This window comes from Bradyrhizobium sp. USDA 4541, from assembly GCF_024171085.1.
Classification (GTDB): domain Bacteria; phylum Pseudomonadota; class Alphaproteobacteria; order Rhizobiales; family Xanthobacteraceae; genus Bradyrhizobium; species Bradyrhizobium australafricanum.
Map to the genome: position 1 here is coordinate 7,324,314 of NZ_JALJZF010000001.1, position 15,631 is coordinate 7,339,944.

Sequence of the window (15,631 nt, forward strand, 5' to 3'; positions counted from 1 at the left end):
AGACATCAACTGGGTTCAATCCATCGTTCAAGGGGTCGACAATCATGCGTTCCTTCAAGCTATTGCCCGCAATCGCAGTGTTGCTCGCGTCCACGGGCGCGTTCGCGGATGACGTCAAGGTCGGCGTCGGCATCTCCGGATGGACCGGCTTCGCGCCGCTGACGCTCGCCAAGGAGGCCGGCATCTTCAAGAAGAACGGCCTCGACGTGACCCTGAAGAAGATTCCGCAGAAGGACCGCCATCTCGCGATCGCCTCGGGCGACATCCAGTGCGCGGCCACCACGGTCGAGACCTGGATCTCCTGGAACGCCAATGGCGTCGCGACCAAGCAAATCTTCCAACTCGACAAGAGCTATGGCGCCGACGGCATGGCCGTGCGCAACGACATCGCCGCGATCAAGGACCTCAAGGGCAAGACCGTCGCGGCGTCGGCGCCCGGCACCTCTCCGTATTTCGCGCTGGCCTGGATGCTGAAGAAGAACGGCCTCACGGTGAAAGACGTCACCGTGGTGAATCTGGAGCCGGCCGCCGCAGCGCAGGCCTTCGTCTCCGGCCAGAACGATGCCGCGATGACCTACGAGCCTTATCTGTCGACGGTGCGCGCCGCTCCCGACAAGGGCAAGATCATCGCGACCACGCTCGACTACCCGATCGTGATGGATACGTTCGGCTGCACGCCGAAATTCCTGACCGACAATCCGAAGGCGGCGCAGGCGCTTGCCAACAGCTATTTCGAGGCGCTCGACATGATCGCCAAGGACCAGGCCAAGTCCTACGAGATCATGGGCGCTGACGTGAAGCAGACCGGCGAGCAGTTCGGCAACTCGGCAAAGTACCTGCGCTGGCAGGACAAGGCCGCCAACCAGAAATTCTTCGCCGGCGACTTCCTGACCTTCAACAAGGACGCTGCCGAGCTCCTGCTCGAGGTCGGCATCATCAAGGCCGCGTCGAAGGTCGAAGACATCTACGACGCAAGCTTCATCAAGTAACGCAGCAACCATTTGGACCGGTCCCACCTCGCGACACAGCGGGCGGGACCGGCGCATAAGCTACTTCCGGATCATTTGATGCGTCCTCTCGAGCCCACGACATCGAAGCAGCGCGTGGCCTATGGCCTCGCCTTCTTCGTGCTGTTCGTCGCCCTCTGGTCCTGGGCAACGTTCGGCGGCCATGTGTCGAGGACCTTCCTCGCCAACCCGCTGACCATGGTGCAGGAGGGCTATGAGCTGCTCGCAAAGCAGGGCTTTCTGTTCGACATCGGGATGACGATCTGGCGCGTGATCGGCGGGTTTGTGCTTGCTGCCGTCATCGCGGTGCCGCTCGGCGTTCTGATGGGCGCTTACAAGCCGATCGAGGCCTTTCTCGAGCCCTTTGTGTCCTTTGCGCGCTATCTGCCGGCATCCGCCTTCATCCCGCTGCTGATCCTGTGGGCGGGCATCGGTGAGTTGCAGAAGCTGCTTGTGATCTTCATCGGCGCAGTATTTCAGATCATCCTGATGGTCGCCGTCACCGTCGGTGCCACACGGCGCGACCTGGTGGAGGCCGCCTACACGCTCGGCGCCCGCGACCGCGGCATCATCCGCCGCGTGCTGCTGCCCTCCGCCGCGCCCGAGATTGCCGAAATCCTCCGGCTGGTGCTGGGCTGGGCCTGGACCTACGTCATCGTGGCCGAATTGATCGGCTCATCATCCGGCATCGGACACATGATCACCGACAGCCAGGCGCTGCTCAACACGGGCCAGATCATCTTCGGCATCATCGTGATCGGGCTGATCGGCCTGATCTCCGATTTCCTGTTCAAGGCCTTCAACGCCTGGCTGTTCCCGTGGAAGCTCGCATGACCGCGCTCAGGATCGATCAGGTCTCGCGAACCTTCCCCGCCCGCGCCGGCAACGCGCCGACGAGAGCGCTCGAGCCGACCACGCTCGACGTCGGCAACAACGACTTCGTCACCATCCTCGGCCCCTCCGGATGCGGAAAGTCCACTTTGCTCCGGATCATCGCCGGGCTCGACCGGCCGACCAGCGGACGGGTCACGCTCGACGGGCGCGAAATCACCGGCCCCGGCGCCGATCGCGGCATGGTGTTTCAGTCCTACACATTGTTTCCGTGGCTGACGGTGCGGGAGAATATCGCCTTCGGCCTGCGCGAGCGCGGCGTGTCGCAAGCGGAGCGCCACGAGATCGCCGATGCGTTCATTCGCCGGGTCGGGCTATCGGGCTTCGAAAATCACTGGCCCAAGCAGCTGTCGGGCGGCATGCAGCAGCGCACCGCGATTGCCCGTGCGCTGGCCAACGATCCGAAGATCCTGCTGCTCGACGAGCCGTTCGGCGCGCTGGACAACCAGACGCGCGCGCTGATGCAGGAGATGCTGCTGGGGATCTGGGAGCGCGACCAGAAAACGGTGCTGTTCGTCACCCACGACATCGAGGAAGCGATCTTCCTCGGCAGCCGCGTCATCGTCATGAGCGCGCGTCCGGGCCGCATCAAGGCCGAGATCGCAGTCGACCTGCCGCATCCCCGGTCCTACAAGATCAAGACCACGCCCGAATTCGTCGCCCTGAAGGAACGGCTGGTCGAGGAAATCCGCACCGAAGCCCTGAAGGTCGCCGAACAGGCCTGATGATCAGCCACGCTTCTAGAGCCCTTCCCGTTCCGAGTGAATCGGGACGGGCTCCAGACTCTTGTTTTGACGCGTTTTCTTAACGCGAACCGGTATCCACTTCGCTCGAAAACGCTCTAATGGCTGATCATCCAGGGCCGCGCGGTCGGAAAGCCCTTGGCGCCGCTCTTGGTCTTGGTCATCAGCCGTGCCGGCTTCTTCCTTCCCGTCGAGCAGCAGCCGCAGCCCGGGCCGTGCGCCGCCTTGTATTGATCGAGCGTCTTCGGCGCATGGCGGCTCTGCTCGTTGGTGGCGTGGGCCTTGCGCTTGTCGGAGGGCATGCAGAAGAACGCCGGCGCGGTCAGGATCACGCGCGGCGACGTCGTCTCGCATTGCGGGCAGTCCTGCGGCAGGTCGCATTCCGCCATCGGCCGCATGTCGGTGAACGGGCCGCAGTCGTTGCAGAGATATTCGTAGATCGGCATTTCCTTCATCCTTGCGCAATCGTGCGTGACATCCGGCGATGGATGCGGGGCGGCCAATACGCAGCCGTCCCGCACCCTTCGCGCAGGGATCACCAAAAGGATCACTTGTCCGGCGAGATTGGCATCTGCACGTCGCCCGTGATGTGCTTGATCGGTCCCGCCGACGACGGCATGACGTCGAAGTCGAAGATCTCCGTCGGCAGCCACAACGTGGCGCAGGCATTCGGCACGTCGACGACGCCGGAGATGTGACCCTGGCACGGCGCGGTGCCGAGGATCGAATAGGCCTGGGCGCCGGAGTAGCCGAACTTCTTCAGATACTCGATCGCGTTGAGGCAAGCCTGGCGATAGGCGATGTGGACGTCGAGATAATGCTGCTTGCCGGCCTCGTCGACCGAGATGCCCTCGAAAATCAGGTAATCCTTGTAGTTCGGCGTGATCGGCGACGGCTTGAACACGGGGTTCTTGATGCCGTATTTCGAGACGCCGTCCTTGATGACGTCGACCTTGATGTGCAGCCAGCCGGCCATTTCGATCGCGCCGCAGAAGGTGATCTCGCCGTCGCCCTGGCTGAAATGCAGATCGCCCATCGAGAGCCCGCCGCCCGGCACATAAACCGGGAAGTAGATCTTCGAGCCGCGCGACAGATCCTTGATGTCGCAATTGCCGCCATGCTCGCGCGGCGGCACGGTGCGGGCGCCCTCGAGGCCGATCTTGGCCTTGACGTCGCCCTTGGCCTGGCCCGCATGGGCGGTCGGCGCGAACGGCGGGTTGGCGAGGCCCGGCACGCGGGTCGGGTTGGTCGCGATCAGTTCGGCTTCGCGCGCGTTCCATGCGGCAAGCATCTTGGCGTCGGGCAGACAGCCGATCAGGCCGGGATGGATCAAGCCGGCGAAGTTCACGCCGGGGACGTGGCGCGACGAGGTGTAGAGGCCCTTGATGTCCCAGATCGACTTCTGCGCCAGCGGGAAATGGTCGGTAAGGAAGCCGCCGCCATTCTGCTTGGAGAAGAAGCCGTTGAAGCCCCACAGGCTCTCCTTCAAGGGACCGACGTCGAGCAGGTCGACGACGAGGAGGTCGCCAGGCTCGGCGCCCTTGACGCCGATCGGGCCGGACAGGAAGTGCACGATCGACAGATCGATATCGCGCACGTCGTCGGCCGAATCGTTGTTCTTGATGAAGCCACCAGTCCAGTCGACGGTCTCGATGATGAAGTCCTCGCCGGGGCTGACCCACTCGACGATCGGAACCTCCGGATGCCAGCGGTTGTGGATCTTGTCGTTTTCGTAGGCCGACTTGCTGAGATCGACCTTGATCAGTGTATCTGGCATCGCATTGCTCCCCTTGGGTTACTGATAGTTAGACGGACAGGTACTTGGAAATCTGCGCGGCATCGACGCTGGCGCGCGGATCGTCGCGGACGATCTCGCCATTCTCGATGACGAGCACCCGGTCGGCGATGTCGAGCGCGAAGCTCAGGACCTGTTCGGAGACCACAATCGACAGCCCGCGCTCGTCGCGGATCCGCTTCAGGGTGCGCGCCATGTCCTTGATGATCGACGGCTGGATGCCTTCGGTCGGCTCGTCCAGCAGCAGCACCTTCGGCTTGGTCGCCAGAGCGCGGGCGATCGCGAGCTGCTGCTGCTGTCCACCCGAGAGATTGCCGCCGCGGCGGCCCTTCATCTCGAGCAGCACCGGAAACAGCTCATAGATGTCGCCCGGTACCTCGGAGCCGCCTGACACCACGAGCCCGGTCTCGATGTTCTCCTTCACCGTCATCGTGGAGAAGATCATGCGACCCTGCGGCACATAGGCGAGCCCCTTCGCGACCCGCTCGTAGCTCTTCATCGCGCCGAGCTCGGTGCCGTCCATGGTCACCTTGCCGCTCTTGGCCGGCAGGATGCCCATCAGCGACTTCATCAGCGTGGTCTTGCCCATGCCGTTGCGGCCCATGATCGCGACGATCTCGTTGGGCGCGACCGAGACGTTGAGGCCGTGCAGCACCTCGCTCTGGCCATAGGCGACGTGAAGATCATTGATTGCCAGCATCGTCCCGGTTCCTCAGTGGCCCAAATACACTTCGATGACTTTCGGATCGTTCTTGACGTGCTCCATCGTTCCCTCGGACAGGATCTGTCCCTGGTGCAGCACCGTGACCTTGTGCGCGATGTCCTCGACGAACTTCATGTCGTGCTCGATCACCAGCACCGAACGGTCCTTGATGATGCGGTTGAGCAGCTCGGCCGTCTTGGCGCGCTCAGACACGCTCATGCCGGCGACCGGCTCGTCGAGCATCAAGAGGTCCGGATCCTGGATCAGCAGCATGCCGATCTCGAGCCACTGCTTCTGGCCATGGCTCAACTGGTCGGCATAGGTGTTGAGCTTGTCCTTCAGGAAGATCATCTCGGCGACCTCCTCGACCCGCTGCCTGACGGTATCGTCGCGCTGGAAGGTCAACGAGCCGAACACGGTCCGGCCGCGCGGGAAGGAAATCTCGAGGTTCTCGAACACGGTGAGATCCTCGAACACCGACGGCGTCTGGAACTTGCGTCCCACCCCGGCCTGCACGATCTCGTTCTCGCGCAACCTGGTCAGCTCCTGGCCACGGAACTGGATCGAGCCTGACGTCGCCCTGGTCTTGCCGCAGATCAGGTCGAGCACCGTGGTCTTGCCGGCGCCGTTCGGGCCGATGATGACGCGGATCTCGTTCTCCTCAACATAGAAGGAGAGATCGTTCACGGCCTTGAAGCCATCGAACGACACAGTGAGACCGGAGACCGCGAGCAGGAAGTCCTTGGGCTGATGGCCGACGAGCATGATGATCCCTCCTCACTCGGCCGGTGCGCCGTCGGCGATCAGGCCGGCCGCCGATTTCGATTTGCGTGATGCCAGCAGGCGATCGATGCGCGGCTGGACGTGGTCCGCCCAGATGCCGGAGAGCCCGTTCGGGAAGGCGAGCACGACCGCGATGAACAGCGCGCCGAGGCCGAACAGCCAGAGCTGCGGGAAGGACTCCGAGAGGCTGGTCTTGGCGAAATTGACCAGGAGCGCGCCCCAGACTGCGCCGAAGATCGACATCCGGCCGCCGACCGCGGTGTAGATCACCATCTCGATCGACGGCACGATGCCGACGAAGGACGGCGACATGAAGCCGACCTCGAGCGTGAACATGGCGCCGCCGATCGCAGCAAACACCGCCGCGGCGCAGAATGCGAAGATCTTGAAGTTGGCGACGCTGTAACCGGAGAAGCGCACGCGATCCTCCTGCTCCCGCATTGCCACCAGGATGCGCCCGAGTTTTGTCAGGCGGATGAACTGCGCGACGCAGATGCAGCCGAACAGCAGCACAACCTCGACGAAATACAGAATGAACTTGGCGTGATCGGTGCGGATGTCCCAGCCGTGCAGCGTGCGTAAGTCGGTAATGCCGTTGATGCCACCGGTGTAGCCTTGCTGCCCGACAATCAGAATAGTGAGGATCGCGGCGATCGCTTGCGTGATGATGGCAAAGTACACGCCGCCGACCCGACGCTTGAACATCGCGGCACCGATGATCAGCGCGAAGACCGCGGGAACCAGCAAGATCGCAAGCAGCGTGACCGGGAAGCTGTGGAACGGCTTCCAGAAGAAAGGCAGCGAGGTGAGCTGGTTCCAGTCCATGAAGTCGGGGATGCCCGGCGTCGACTGGATCTTGGTGTTCGCGACCGACGACGCCTCGAGCTTGAGGTACATCGCCATGCAGTAGCCGCCGAGGCCGAAGAACACGCCCTGCCCCAGGCTCAGGATGCCGCCATAGCCCCAGCACAGCACGAGGCCGATCCCGACGAAGGCGTAGGTCAAATATTTGGCGACGAGGTTGAGGCGGAAGATATCCAGCGACAGCGGCAGGATGACAAACAACAGCACTGCGAGCGCAAGGAAGCCGAGCAGTTCGGAGCGATTGAAAAAGCGCGAGTTGATGATCATGACCAGCCTGCTTGTTCTTATTTGCGGACCTTGAGCGCGAAGAGCCCCTGCGGACGCACCATCAGGATCGCGACGATCGTCAGCAGCGTGATCACCTTGGCCATCGATCCCGACAGGAAGAATTCCAGCGTCGATTGGGTCTGCGAGATCGAGAAGGCGGAGGCGATGGTGCCGAACAGCGAAGCCGCACCGCCGAACACGACGACCAGGAAGGTGTCGACGATGTAGAGCTGGCCGGCGGTCGGTCCGGTCGAGCCGATCATGGTGAAGGCCGAGCCGGCGATCCCGGCGATGCCGCAGCCGAGGCCAAAGGTGTAACGATCGACCTTCTCGGTGTTGATGCCGACGGCGCCCGCCATCACGCGGTTCTGCACCACGGCGCGTACCTGCTTGCCCCAGCTTGACCAGAACAGCACATAGGCGACCGCGATCGTGATCAGGATGGTCAGCGCCATCACGAACATGCCGTTGATCGGAATCTGGATGGAGTCGGTCGCCTGCCAGGAGCCCATCATCCATTCCGGCAGTTCGACGCCGACCTCGCGCGCGCCGAAGACCGAACGATAGGCCTGCTGCAGGATCAGGCTGAGGCCCCAGGTCGCCAGCAGCGTGTCGAGCGGACGCTTGTAGAGATGGCGTATCAGCGCCCACTCGACCAGCATGCCGAGCGCGCCTGACGCAATGAACGCGAGGATCATTGCGATGAAGAAGTAACCGGGGAACAGCCAGGGCGCGACGTGCTGCACGGCGTTCGACGTCATCCAGGTGACGTACGCCCCCAGGATCATGAACTCGCCATGGGCCATGTTGATGACGCCCATCTGGCCGAAGATGATGGCAAGCCCCAGCGCCATCAGCACATAGACGGAGAACAGGATGAGCCCGGCAAATCCCTGCATCGCAAGGATGGCGCCGAGATCGCTGATCGAATAGTCGCCGAACATCTGGTCCTCCGTCATTCCAAGGGGCACGCGCCGCCGGTCAAGCGACGCTCGTTCCGCGGCGTGGACGATGACGTCCACGCCACGATGCGTTGTGGAGCTTCGTAGCCCGGGTGAGCGGGTGCGATACCCGGGACGGTCCCGCATATCGCCCCGCTCATGCGGGCTACAGGCTCACTGGTAGCCCTTGGGGAACGGATCCGGCTCGACGAGATCGGCGGTCTCGTAGATCAGCTCGTACTGGCCGTCGGCCTTGGCGCGTCCGACGCGGGTCTTCGACCAGAGGTGATGATTCTCGTGGATCCGGACGTAACCTTCCGGCGCGCCCTTGAACTCGACGCCGGGCGACGCGGCCGCCACCTTGTCGATGTCGAAGGAGCCGGCCTTCTCCACCGTCAACTTCCACAGCCACGGACCGAGATAGGCAGCCTGGGTGACGTCTCCGATCACGGTCTTCTCGCCCCACATCTTCTTGAAGGCGGGCACGAAGGCCTTGTTGTTCGGATTGTCGAGCGACTGGAAGTATTTCATGCAGGCATAGGCGCCGGCGATGTTCTCGCCGCCGATGCCGTCGATCTCGTCCTCGGTGACCGAGATCGTGAGCAGCGTCTGCTTGGACAAGTCGATGCCGGCCGCCTTGAGCTGCTTGTAGAATGCGACGTTGGAGCCGCCGACGATGATCGCGTAGATCACGTCCGGCTTGGTCAGCTTGATCTTGTTGATGACCGAGTTGAACTGGGTCGAGCCGAGCGGGAAGTATTCCTCGCCGACCACCTTGCAGCCCTGCAGATGGTTCTCGATGTGCTTGCGCGCGATCTTGTTCGAGGTGCGCGGCCAGATGTAGTCCGAGCCGAGCAGGTAGAAGCTCTTGGCGCCCTTGGTCTTGTTGACCCAGTCGAGGCCGGCGATGATCTGCTGGGTCGCCTCCTGCCCGGTGTAGATCACGTTCTTGGACTGCTCGAGGCCTTCATAGAAGGTCGGGTAGTACAGCATGCCGTTGTACTGCTCGAACACCGGCAGCACCGCCTTGCGCGAGGCCGAGGTCCAGCAGCCCATTACGGCCGCGCATTTGTCGTTGACCAGCAGCTTCTTGGCCTTTTCCGCGAAGGTCGGCCAGTCGCTGGCGCCGTCTTCCTGGATGAACTTGATCTTGCGGCCGAGCACGCCGCCGGCGGCATTGATCTGCTCGATCGCGAGCTTCTCGGCCTCGACCGACCCGGTCTCGGAGATCGCCATGGTGCCGGTGACGGAATGCAGGATGCCGACCGTGACTTCGCTATCGGTGACTGCAAGACCCGTGGTATTGACCGCAGAGGTTGCAGGAACGTCGGCAAATGCCGGACGGCCCAGCATCGAAACGGCCGGCAATGCCGCCATTCCCATCAAGAGCTTGCGTCGGAGCGGAGACTTCAGGCCTGGTTTTGGTTCGTCTGACATGAGCACCCCATCTGGTTCGAGAACGCTTATTGATCAGGCGAGGATTGCTCACTTTTGTGCAGCGCACTGATACGTGAGATCGCGTATACTGCACCGCAAAATAGCGACGTAGGTTTTTGGTACGGGATTTGCCCGCGATCAGCGCATCGTGGACCAGGAGTTCAAACGAGTGGCAGGGCGGCAGCGGATAGACCGCGTCAGGCGCCAGTACAATCAATGGGTCGCCAACCAGACGCTGGAAGACTACGCGCTGCGCTTCACCGCCAAGAGCGCGCGGCGCTGGTCCGCCGCCCGCGTCGCCAACACCGCGCTCGGCGCGATCTCCTTCCTCGCGCTGGAGGCGATCGGCGGCACCATCACGCTGAATTACGGCGCGATGAACGCCTCCGCCGCGATCCTGGTCGTCAGCGTCATCATCTTCCTCTGCGGGCTGCCGATCGCCTACCATGCCGCGAAAAGCGGCATCGACATCGACCTGCTGACCCGCGGCGCCGGCTTCGGCTATATCGGCTCGACCATCACCTCGCTGATCTACGCCTCCTTCACCTTCATCTTCTTCGCGATCGAGGCGGTGATCCTGGCCAGCGCGCTCGACATGTGCTTCGGCATCCCGCGACCGATCGGCTATTTGATCAGCGCAGTCGTGATCATTCCGCTGGTCATCTACGGCATCACGCTGATCAGCCGCTTCCAGCTCTGGACCCAGCCGCTGTGGATCATCCTCCACATCATGCCGTTCGCGGCGATCGCCTGGGCCAATCCGCATTCCTTCACCGAGTGGCGCAAATTCGCCGGCGATCACGGCGATCCCGCAGGGACTCTCGACCTGCTGCTGTTCGGCACCGCCGCCTCCGTCGTGTTCGCGCTGGTGGCGCAGATCGGCGAGCAGGTCGACTTCCTGCGCTTTCTGCCGCGCGACCGCCGCACCTCGCGCAAGGCCTGGTGGATCGCGCTGCTGAGCGCCGGTCCCGGCTGGATCGTGCTCGGCGCGCTCAAGCTGCTGGCCGGTTCGTTCCTGGCCTTCTTCGCGCTCAGCCACGGCGTCTCGGCCGAGCACGCGGCCGAGCCGGCCAACATGTATCTCGAAGCCTTCCGCTACGTGCTGTCGCAGCCGGATCTGGCAATGGCGCTGACCGGGACATTTGTGATCCTGTCGCAGGTCAAGATCAACGTCACCAACGCCTATGCCGGCTCGATCGCCTGGTCGAACTTCTTCTCCCGCCTCACCCACTCGCATCCGGGCCGCGTGGTGTGGCTGGTGTTCAATGTCGTCGTCGCGCTGCTGCTGATGGAGATCGGCGTCTACAAGGCGCTGGAGCAGACGCTCGCGCTCTACTCCAACGTCGCGATCGCCTGGGTCGGCGCGCTGGTCGCCGATCTCGTCGTCAACAAGCCGCTCGGCCTGCGGCCGCAGCACATCGAGTTCAAGCGCGCCCATCTCTGCGATATCAATCCGGTCGGCGTCGGCGCGATGACGATCGCCACCGTGGTCTCGATCAGCGCGTTCTACGGCCTGTTCGGCCCGACCGCGAAGGCGCTGTCGGCCTTCGTTGCGCTTGCGGTCGCGTTCGTCACGGCTCCCCTGATCGCCTGGGCCACCGACGGCAAGTACTACATCGCCCGCAAGCCGAAGCGGAGCTGGCAGAACATCGAGTCGATCCAGTGCTGCATCTGCGAGCATGCGTTCGAGCCCGAGGACATGGCTTCCTGCCCGGCCTATGCAGGCCCGATCTGCTCACTGTGCTGCTCGCTCGACGCACGCTGCCATGACCTCTGCAAGCCGCATGGCCGGATCGGCGCACAGGTCTCGGACGCGCTGGGCAAGGTGATGCCGCAGCCGATCTACGCCCGCATCAATTCACAGCTCGGGCATTACCTCGGCGTGTTCGCCGTCTCAGCCGGCCTCGTGGCGCTGGTGCTCGGCCTGATCTACCTGCAGACCACGGCGGCCGTGCATGCCAATGAATTGCTGGCCGACGTGCTCTGGAAGGTGTTCTTTGCGCTGACCCTCATCATCGGCGTGGTCGCCTGGCTGTTCGTGCTGGCGCAACAAAGCCGGCGCGCCGCGGAAGCGGAAACACGCCGCCAGACCACGCTGCTAATCCAGGAGATCGACGCCCACAAGCGCACCGACGCCGAACTGCAGCGCGCCAAGGAAGTCGCCGAGTCAGCCAATCTCGCCAAAAGCCGCTACGTCGTGGGCCTCAGCCACGAGCTTCGCTCGCCGCTGAATGCGATCTCCGGCTACGCGCAGCTATTGGAGCAGGACGACAGCCTGCAGGTGCGGCCGCGCGAGCAGGTGCGCGTCGTCCGCCGCAGCGCCGATCATCTGTCTGGGCTGATCGACGGCATCCTCGATATCTCCAAGATCGAGGCCGGCCGGCTCTACCTGTCGCGCGACGAAGTGCGGCTGAACGATTTCCTCGAGCAGCTGGTCGGCATGTTCCGCCTGCAAGCCGCAGCAAAAGGCATCGACTTCGTGTTCAAACGGCCTGCCGTGCTGCCCGTCGTGGTCTATGCCGACGAGAAGCGGCTGCGTCAGATCCTGATCAACCTGCTGTCGAACGCGATCAAGTTCACGCAATCCGGCCAGGTCCAGTTCGTGGTGCATTACCGCAGCCCGGTCGCAGAGTTCGAGGTGATCGATACCGGGCCGGGCATCCAGCCCGACGACCTCGAGCGGATCTTCGCGCCGTTCGAGCGCGGTGCGCTCGGCGTCACCCAGCCGCAGACCGGCACCGGGCTTGGCCTGACCATCAGCCGCCTGCTCGCGGGCGTGATGGGCGGCGACATCAAGGTCCTGAGCACGGTCGGCACCGGCAGCACCTTCCGCGTCAAGCTGCTGCTGTCGGAGGTCACCAATCCGCGGCGCGATGCACCGGTCGATGCTCCCGTGTACGGCTATCACGGTCCGCGCAAGACCATCCTGATCACCGACGACGACCCGACCCACCGCGACCTGTTGCGCGAGATCCTGACGCCGCTCGGCTTCATCCTGCTCAGCGCGCCGGACGGACCGGGCTGCCTTGCCCTCGCACAGCATTGCCGGCCGGACTTATTTCTGCTCGACATCTCGATGGCGGGCATGGACGGCTGGACGGTCGCCGAAACCCTGCGCTCCGAAGGCCATCACCAGGCGCGGATCCTGATGATCTCGGCCAGCGCGCTGGAGGCTCATGGCGCGCCGCTGGCGCAGCCATTCCATGACGGCTACCTGATGAAGCCGATCGACATCCCGCGGCTGCTCGAGACCATCCGCCAGTTGCTCAAGATCGAGTGGCAGTATGAGGCCGAGCCGGCCCCGCCTCCGCAATGGAAGCCCGAGAGCGGTTCGCGGCCGCCGGTGAAATATGTCGAAGAGCTGATCAGCCTCGGCCAGCTCGGCTATGTCAGGGCGATCCAGCTCAAGCTCGACGAGATCGGCAATGAGTGTCCCGAACATGCCGATTTCGTCGGCCAGATGCGCACACTGATCGACCGGTTCGATCTCGATCAATATATGGCGACGTTGAAGACATTGCACAGCTATGACCATTGAACAGAAGAAGCGCGACGTCGCGCTCGTCGTCGACGACTCACCCGAGACGTTGCGTCTCTTGACCGATGCGCTCGACGGCGCTGGCATGACCGTGATGGTCGCGCTCGACGGCGCCTCGGCGATGCGCATCGTCGAACAGATCACGCCCGATATCGTGTTGCTCGATGCCGTGATGCCCGGCATGGACGGTTTCGAAACCTGCCGGCGGCTGAAGCGCGACGCAGGGCTCGACGGCGTGCCGATCATCTTCATGACGGGCCTCGCCGAAACCGAGCATATCGTGCGCGGGCTGGAGGCCGGCGGCGTCGACTATGTCACGAAGCCGATCGTGGTCGAGGAGATGCTCGCGCGCATCCGGGTCCATCTCGCCAATGCGCGGATGACGCAAAGCGCCCGCGCGGCGCTCGACGTCTCCGGCCGCTATCTGCTCGCCGTGAACAGCGCCGGCGCGCTGCTGTGGGCGACGCCGCAGGCACAGCGACTGCTGTCGGATACGCTCGCCGACGCCGCCGACAATTTCGCGCTGCCGGACCCGATGCCGCAATGGCTCGAGCAGGCGCAGAAGGGCGGCACGGGAAAGAAGACAGCGACCGTGGCGTCGTTCCCCGGCAACGAACAGCTTCGGCTGCAATATATGGGCAAGCTCGGGCCCAACGAATTCCTGCTGCGGCTCGCCAAGGACACCAGCGGCGACATGCCGGCCGAGTTCTCCAGCGAGCTCGGCCTGACCACCCGCGAGGGCGAGGTGCTGTCCTGGCTGTCCAAGGGCAAGACCAACCGCGACATCGCGCAGATCCTCGGCCTCAGCCCGCGCACCGTCGACAAGCACCTCGAGCAGATCTACGCCAAGCTCGGGGTCGAGAACCGCACCGCCGCCGCCGCGATCGCGGTCAACGCAAGGCATCGCAAGTCTTGATCGAGCGCCCTCTGCGCCTCGCGCACCGAAACGTACGCGAGGCACGGAGGACGCTAAGCATCCACAGTCGGCGAACTGCCTTTCCGATCAGCTGGCACCGCAGATTCCAACGACACGTCGTGTTCCGGCGGCTGCGTCTTTCGCCACTGCGCCGGCGTCACGCCCATGTGGCTCTTGAAGGCGCGCTGAAAGGCAGCCTCCGATTGATACCCGACCATCTCTGCCACGGCGCCCGTCGAAAGCGATGATCCCTTCAACTCGTTCGCCGCAAGTGTCATCCTGATATCGGTGAGCAGATCGCTGGCCGATCGCCCGAGCTTGTCCTGGAACTGCCGCGCCAGCGTCGCGCGCGACATGTTGCAAAGCCGTGCGAGCTCCGGCAGCGACCACGCATGCGCGGGCTCCTTGAACATGGCGGCCACGGCCGGCGCGAGCCTGGGATCGCCGACCAGGGCGAGAAGTCCCCGTGACGTTGCATCGGTCTCGCTGGCAAGCCGCAGCACAAGCGCGAACATTGCCGTGGACAGCGCATTCAGCATGGCGTGGCCGCCCAGATGATCGTCGGCCGTTTCGCTGCGCATCAGCGACACGAGCCCGGCGAGCTGCGCAGCCGTTCCCTTTCCCGCACGCGTGCCGGCGTGCACGACAAGGCGCGGCGGAAGATAACCGCGCAACAGACGGTCGTGTGGCGGTGCAATCGCGAAGTGCCCGCACAACAGGTCAAGCCGTTCGTCCGATCCGAGGTTTTCGCTGATCGTGAAATTCTCCGCCGCCCGGTTGCGCGCCGGCAGCGGTGTCGCCCCGCTGCCATCGTGCATCACGTGTCGCGGGTTGCCGGGAAGCAGGAGGATGTCGCCGGCCTTCAGCAGCAACGGCCGTCCGCCCGCGGCGTCGTCCAGGATCGCCGAGCCGGCAAGCACCGCATGATAGGGGATCTCGCTGGTTACACCCGGGCCCTGCTCGATACGCCAGGGCACGCTGTAGCTGCAGCGCAGGTCGAGCCGCCCGCGCACCGGCATCATCTCGAACAGCCGGCTCAGCCAATCCATAGCCATTCCCCCCGAAGCAGTTCATGAGACGATGGAGCATATAAACGAGCAATATGAACATTCAATGTCTCAAATCTCGATCCTATTGTCACTCCGCAATCGTTCACCACCCCAAACAAGGAGTGCCACCATGTCTCGTCTCTCAACCCCCAATCTCGAAACCGATACCGGCCCGTCCGGCCAGATCTACGCCCAGATCAAGAAGGCGATCGGCGCCGTCCCGAACACCTACGCGGCGATTGCCGCCCACGGTGCGGCCGCGCTCAAATCGATCCTCGCGGCCGATGCCGTCCTGACTGGCGGCAGCCTGCCCCGGCGCGACCTGGAGATCGTCAAGCTCGTGATCAGCGCTGCCAGCGGCTGCGATTATTGTGTCGCCGCGCACTCGCATCTCGCCAGGCTCGCCGGCGTGAATGCCGATGTGCTCAAGCAGATCCGCGACGGCGCGCCGACCGGTGACGCCAAGCGCGATGCGCTCGTGCATTTCGTGCGCAAGCTCGCGCAGTCGAGCGGCACCGTGAGCGACGAGGATTTCGCCGCGATCAAGTCCGCCGGCTACAGCGACGCGCAACTGGTCGAGATCAGCCTGGCGTTTGCGACCACGGTCTTCACCAACGTCTTCAACCGCATCAACGACACCGACATCGACTTCCCGGCAGTCGCGTGAAGCGACCGGGCGATGTCACGCGAAAAGGAT

Annotated in this window: 14 protein-coding genes; 6 read left to right on the forward strand and 8 right to left on the reverse strand. The window is 63.7% G+C overall.

What is annotated here, in order from left to right; all coding sequences use genetic code 11:
• The first annotated feature begins 44 nt into the window (after positions 1 to 44).
• The 3 genes from J2R80_RS35380 (at position 45) to J2R80_RS35390 (ending at position 2,623) form a co-directional block, all read left to right on the forward strand.
• Positions 45 to 989: an ABC transporter substrate-binding protein gene (locus J2R80_RS35380; RefSeq protein ID WP_253640226.1), complete on the forward strand. Its 945-nt coding sequence runs from the start codon at positions 45 to 47 to the stop codon at positions 987 to 989.
• A gap of 78 nt (positions 990 to 1,067) precedes the next feature.
• Complete coding sequence (locus J2R80_RS35385; protein ID WP_057015911.1) at positions 1,068 to 1,841, forward strand: ABC transporter permease; 774 nt, start codon at positions 1,068 to 1,070, stop codon at positions 1,839 to 1,841.
• Entirely contained in the window at positions 1,838 to 2,623 is a 786-nt protein-coding gene (locus J2R80_RS35390) for an ABC transporter ATP-binding protein (protein WP_168857084.1), read from the forward strand. Before J2R80_RS35385 ends, J2R80_RS35390 begins: the two co-directional genes overlap by 4 nt.
• A gap of 116 nt (positions 2,624 to 2,739) precedes the next feature.
• Here the strand turns inward: J2R80_RS35390 and J2R80_RS35395 are convergent, their stop codons facing one another.
• From J2R80_RS35395 to urtA, 7 genes are all read right to left on the reverse strand, one after another.
• A complete protein-coding gene (locus tag J2R80_RS35395) occupies positions 2,740 to 3,087 on the reverse strand; it encodes a zinc ribbon domain-containing protein (protein WP_057015943.1) in 348 nt (115 codons plus the stop codon).
• 101 nt (positions 3,088 to 3,188) lie between these two features.
• Positions 3,189 to 4,418, reverse strand: a complete 1,230-nt coding sequence (fmdA, locus tag J2R80_RS35400; RefSeq protein ID WP_141339904.1) for a formamidase — start codon at positions 4,416 to 4,418, stop codon at positions 3,189 to 3,191.
• 28 nt (positions 4,419 to 4,446) lie between these two features.
• Positions 4,447 to 5,136: an urea ABC transporter ATP-binding subunit UrtE gene (gene urtE, locus J2R80_RS35405; RefSeq protein ID WP_050400072.1), complete on the reverse strand. Its 690-nt coding sequence runs from the start codon at positions 5,134 to 5,136 to the stop codon at positions 4,447 to 4,449.
• A gap of 12 nt (positions 5,137 to 5,148) precedes the next feature.
• Positions 5,149 to 5,904, reverse strand: coding sequence for an urea ABC transporter ATP-binding protein UrtD (gene urtD, locus J2R80_RS35410; RefSeq protein ID WP_057015909.1), 756 nt, complete (start codon positions 5,902 to 5,904; stop codon positions 5,149 to 5,151).
• A gap of 12 nt (positions 5,905 to 5,916) precedes the next feature.
• Entirely contained in the window at positions 5,917 to 7,053 is a 1,137-nt protein-coding gene (urtC, locus tag J2R80_RS35415) for an urea ABC transporter permease subunit UrtC (protein ID WP_057015908.1), read from the reverse strand.
• A 17-nt stretch (positions 7,054 to 7,070) separates the two neighbouring features.
• A complete protein-coding gene (gene urtB, locus J2R80_RS35420) occupies positions 7,071 to 7,997 on the reverse strand; it encodes an urea ABC transporter permease subunit UrtB (RefSeq protein ID WP_076833517.1) in 927 nt (308 codons plus the stop codon).
• Positions 7,998 to 8,168: 171 nt separating this feature from the next.
• Positions 8,169 to 9,431 (reverse strand): urea ABC transporter substrate-binding protein, encoded by a 1,263-nt coding sequence (gene urtA / locus J2R80_RS35425; RefSeq protein WP_057015907.1) that lies wholly within the window; start codon positions 9,429 to 9,431, stop codon positions 8,169 to 8,171.
• A 169-nt stretch (positions 9,432 to 9,600) separates the two neighbouring features.
• Here urtA and J2R80_RS35430 point away from each other — a divergent pair, with 169 nt between their 5' ends.
• Both J2R80_RS35430 and J2R80_RS35435 read left to right on the forward strand, forming a co-directional pair.
• Complete coding sequence (locus J2R80_RS35430) at positions 9,601 to 12,969, forward strand: hybrid sensor histidine kinase/response regulator (RefSeq protein WP_076833515.1); 3,369 nt, start codon at positions 9,601 to 9,603, stop codon at positions 12,967 to 12,969.
• The gene (locus J2R80_RS35435) at positions 12,959 to 13,885 is read left to right on the forward strand and encodes a response regulator transcription factor (RefSeq protein ID WP_076833513.1); all 927 of its coding nucleotides are present in this window, start codon (positions 12,959 to 12,961) and stop codon (positions 13,883 to 13,885) included. The genes J2R80_RS35430 and J2R80_RS35435 overlap by 11 nt, the downstream gene beginning before the upstream one ends.
• A 53-nt stretch (positions 13,886 to 13,938) precedes the next feature.
• Here J2R80_RS35435 and J2R80_RS35440 read toward each other — a convergent pair whose 3' ends face one another.
• The gene (locus J2R80_RS35440) at positions 13,939 to 14,934 is read right to left on the reverse strand and encodes an AraC family transcriptional regulator (RefSeq protein ID WP_076833512.1); all 996 of its coding nucleotides are present in this window, start codon (positions 14,932 to 14,934) and stop codon (positions 13,939 to 13,941) included.
• Between the two features lie 130 nt (positions 14,935 to 15,064).
• Here J2R80_RS35440 and J2R80_RS35445 point away from each other — a divergent pair, with 130 nt between their 5' ends.
• Positions 15,065 to 15,601, forward strand: a complete 537-nt coding sequence (locus J2R80_RS35445; protein WP_253640227.1) for a carboxymuconolactone decarboxylase family protein — start codon at positions 15,065 to 15,067, stop codon at positions 15,599 to 15,601.
• Positions 15,602 to 15,631: the final 30 nt, after the last annotated feature.

Excerpts from the sequence above, each read along its gene's own strand:
- J2R80_RS35440 (WP_076833512.1), bottom strand. The coding sequence starts at position 14,934 with ATGGATTGGCTGAGCCGGCTGTTCGAGATGATGCCGGTGCGCGGGCGG.
- J2R80_RS35390 (WP_168857084.1), top strand. The coding sequence starts at position 1,838 with ATGACCGCGCTCAGGATCGATCAGGTCTCGCGAACCTTCCCCGCCCGC.
- urtE (WP_050400072.1), bottom strand. The coding sequence starts at position 5,136 with ATGCTGGCAATCAATGATCTTCACGTCGCCTATGGCCAGAGCGAGGTG.
- urtC (WP_057015908.1), bottom strand. The coding sequence starts at position 7,053 with ATGATCATCAACTCGCGCTTTTTCAATCGCTCCGAACTGCTCGGCTTC.
- J2R80_RS35380 (WP_253640226.1), top strand. The coding sequence starts at position 45 with ATGCGTTCCTTCAAGCTATTGCCCGCAATCGCAGTGTTGCTCGCGTCC.
- urtB (WP_076833517.1), bottom strand. The coding sequence starts at position 7,997 with ATGTTCGGCGACTATTCGATCAGCGATCTCGGCGCCATCCTTGCGATG.
- urtD (WP_057015909.1), bottom strand. The coding sequence starts at position 5,904 with ATGCTCGTCGGCCATCAGCCCAAGGACTTCCTGCTCGCGGTCTCCGGT.
- J2R80_RS35435 (WP_076833513.1), top strand. The coding sequence starts at position 12,959 with ATGACCATTGAACAGAAGAAGCGCGACGTCGCGCTCGTCGTCGACGAC.
- J2R80_RS35395 (WP_057015943.1), bottom strand. The coding sequence starts at position 3,087 with ATGCCGATCTACGAATATCTCTGCAACGACTGCGGCCCGTTCACCGAC.
- J2R80_RS35445 (WP_253640227.1), top strand. The coding sequence starts at position 15,065 with ATGTCTCGTCTCTCAACCCCCAATCTCGAAACCGATACCGGCCCGTCC.
- J2R80_RS35385 (WP_057015911.1), top strand. The coding sequence starts at position 1,068 with ATGCGTCCTCTCGAGCCCACGACATCGAAGCAGCGCGTGGCCTATGGC.
- urtA (WP_057015907.1), bottom strand. The coding sequence starts at position 9,431 with ATGTCAGACGAACCAAAACCAGGCCTGAAGTCTCCGCTCCGACGCAAG.
- fmdA (WP_141339904.1), bottom strand. The coding sequence starts at position 4,418 with ATGCCAGATACACTGATCAAGGTCGATCTCAGCAAGTCGGCCTACGAA.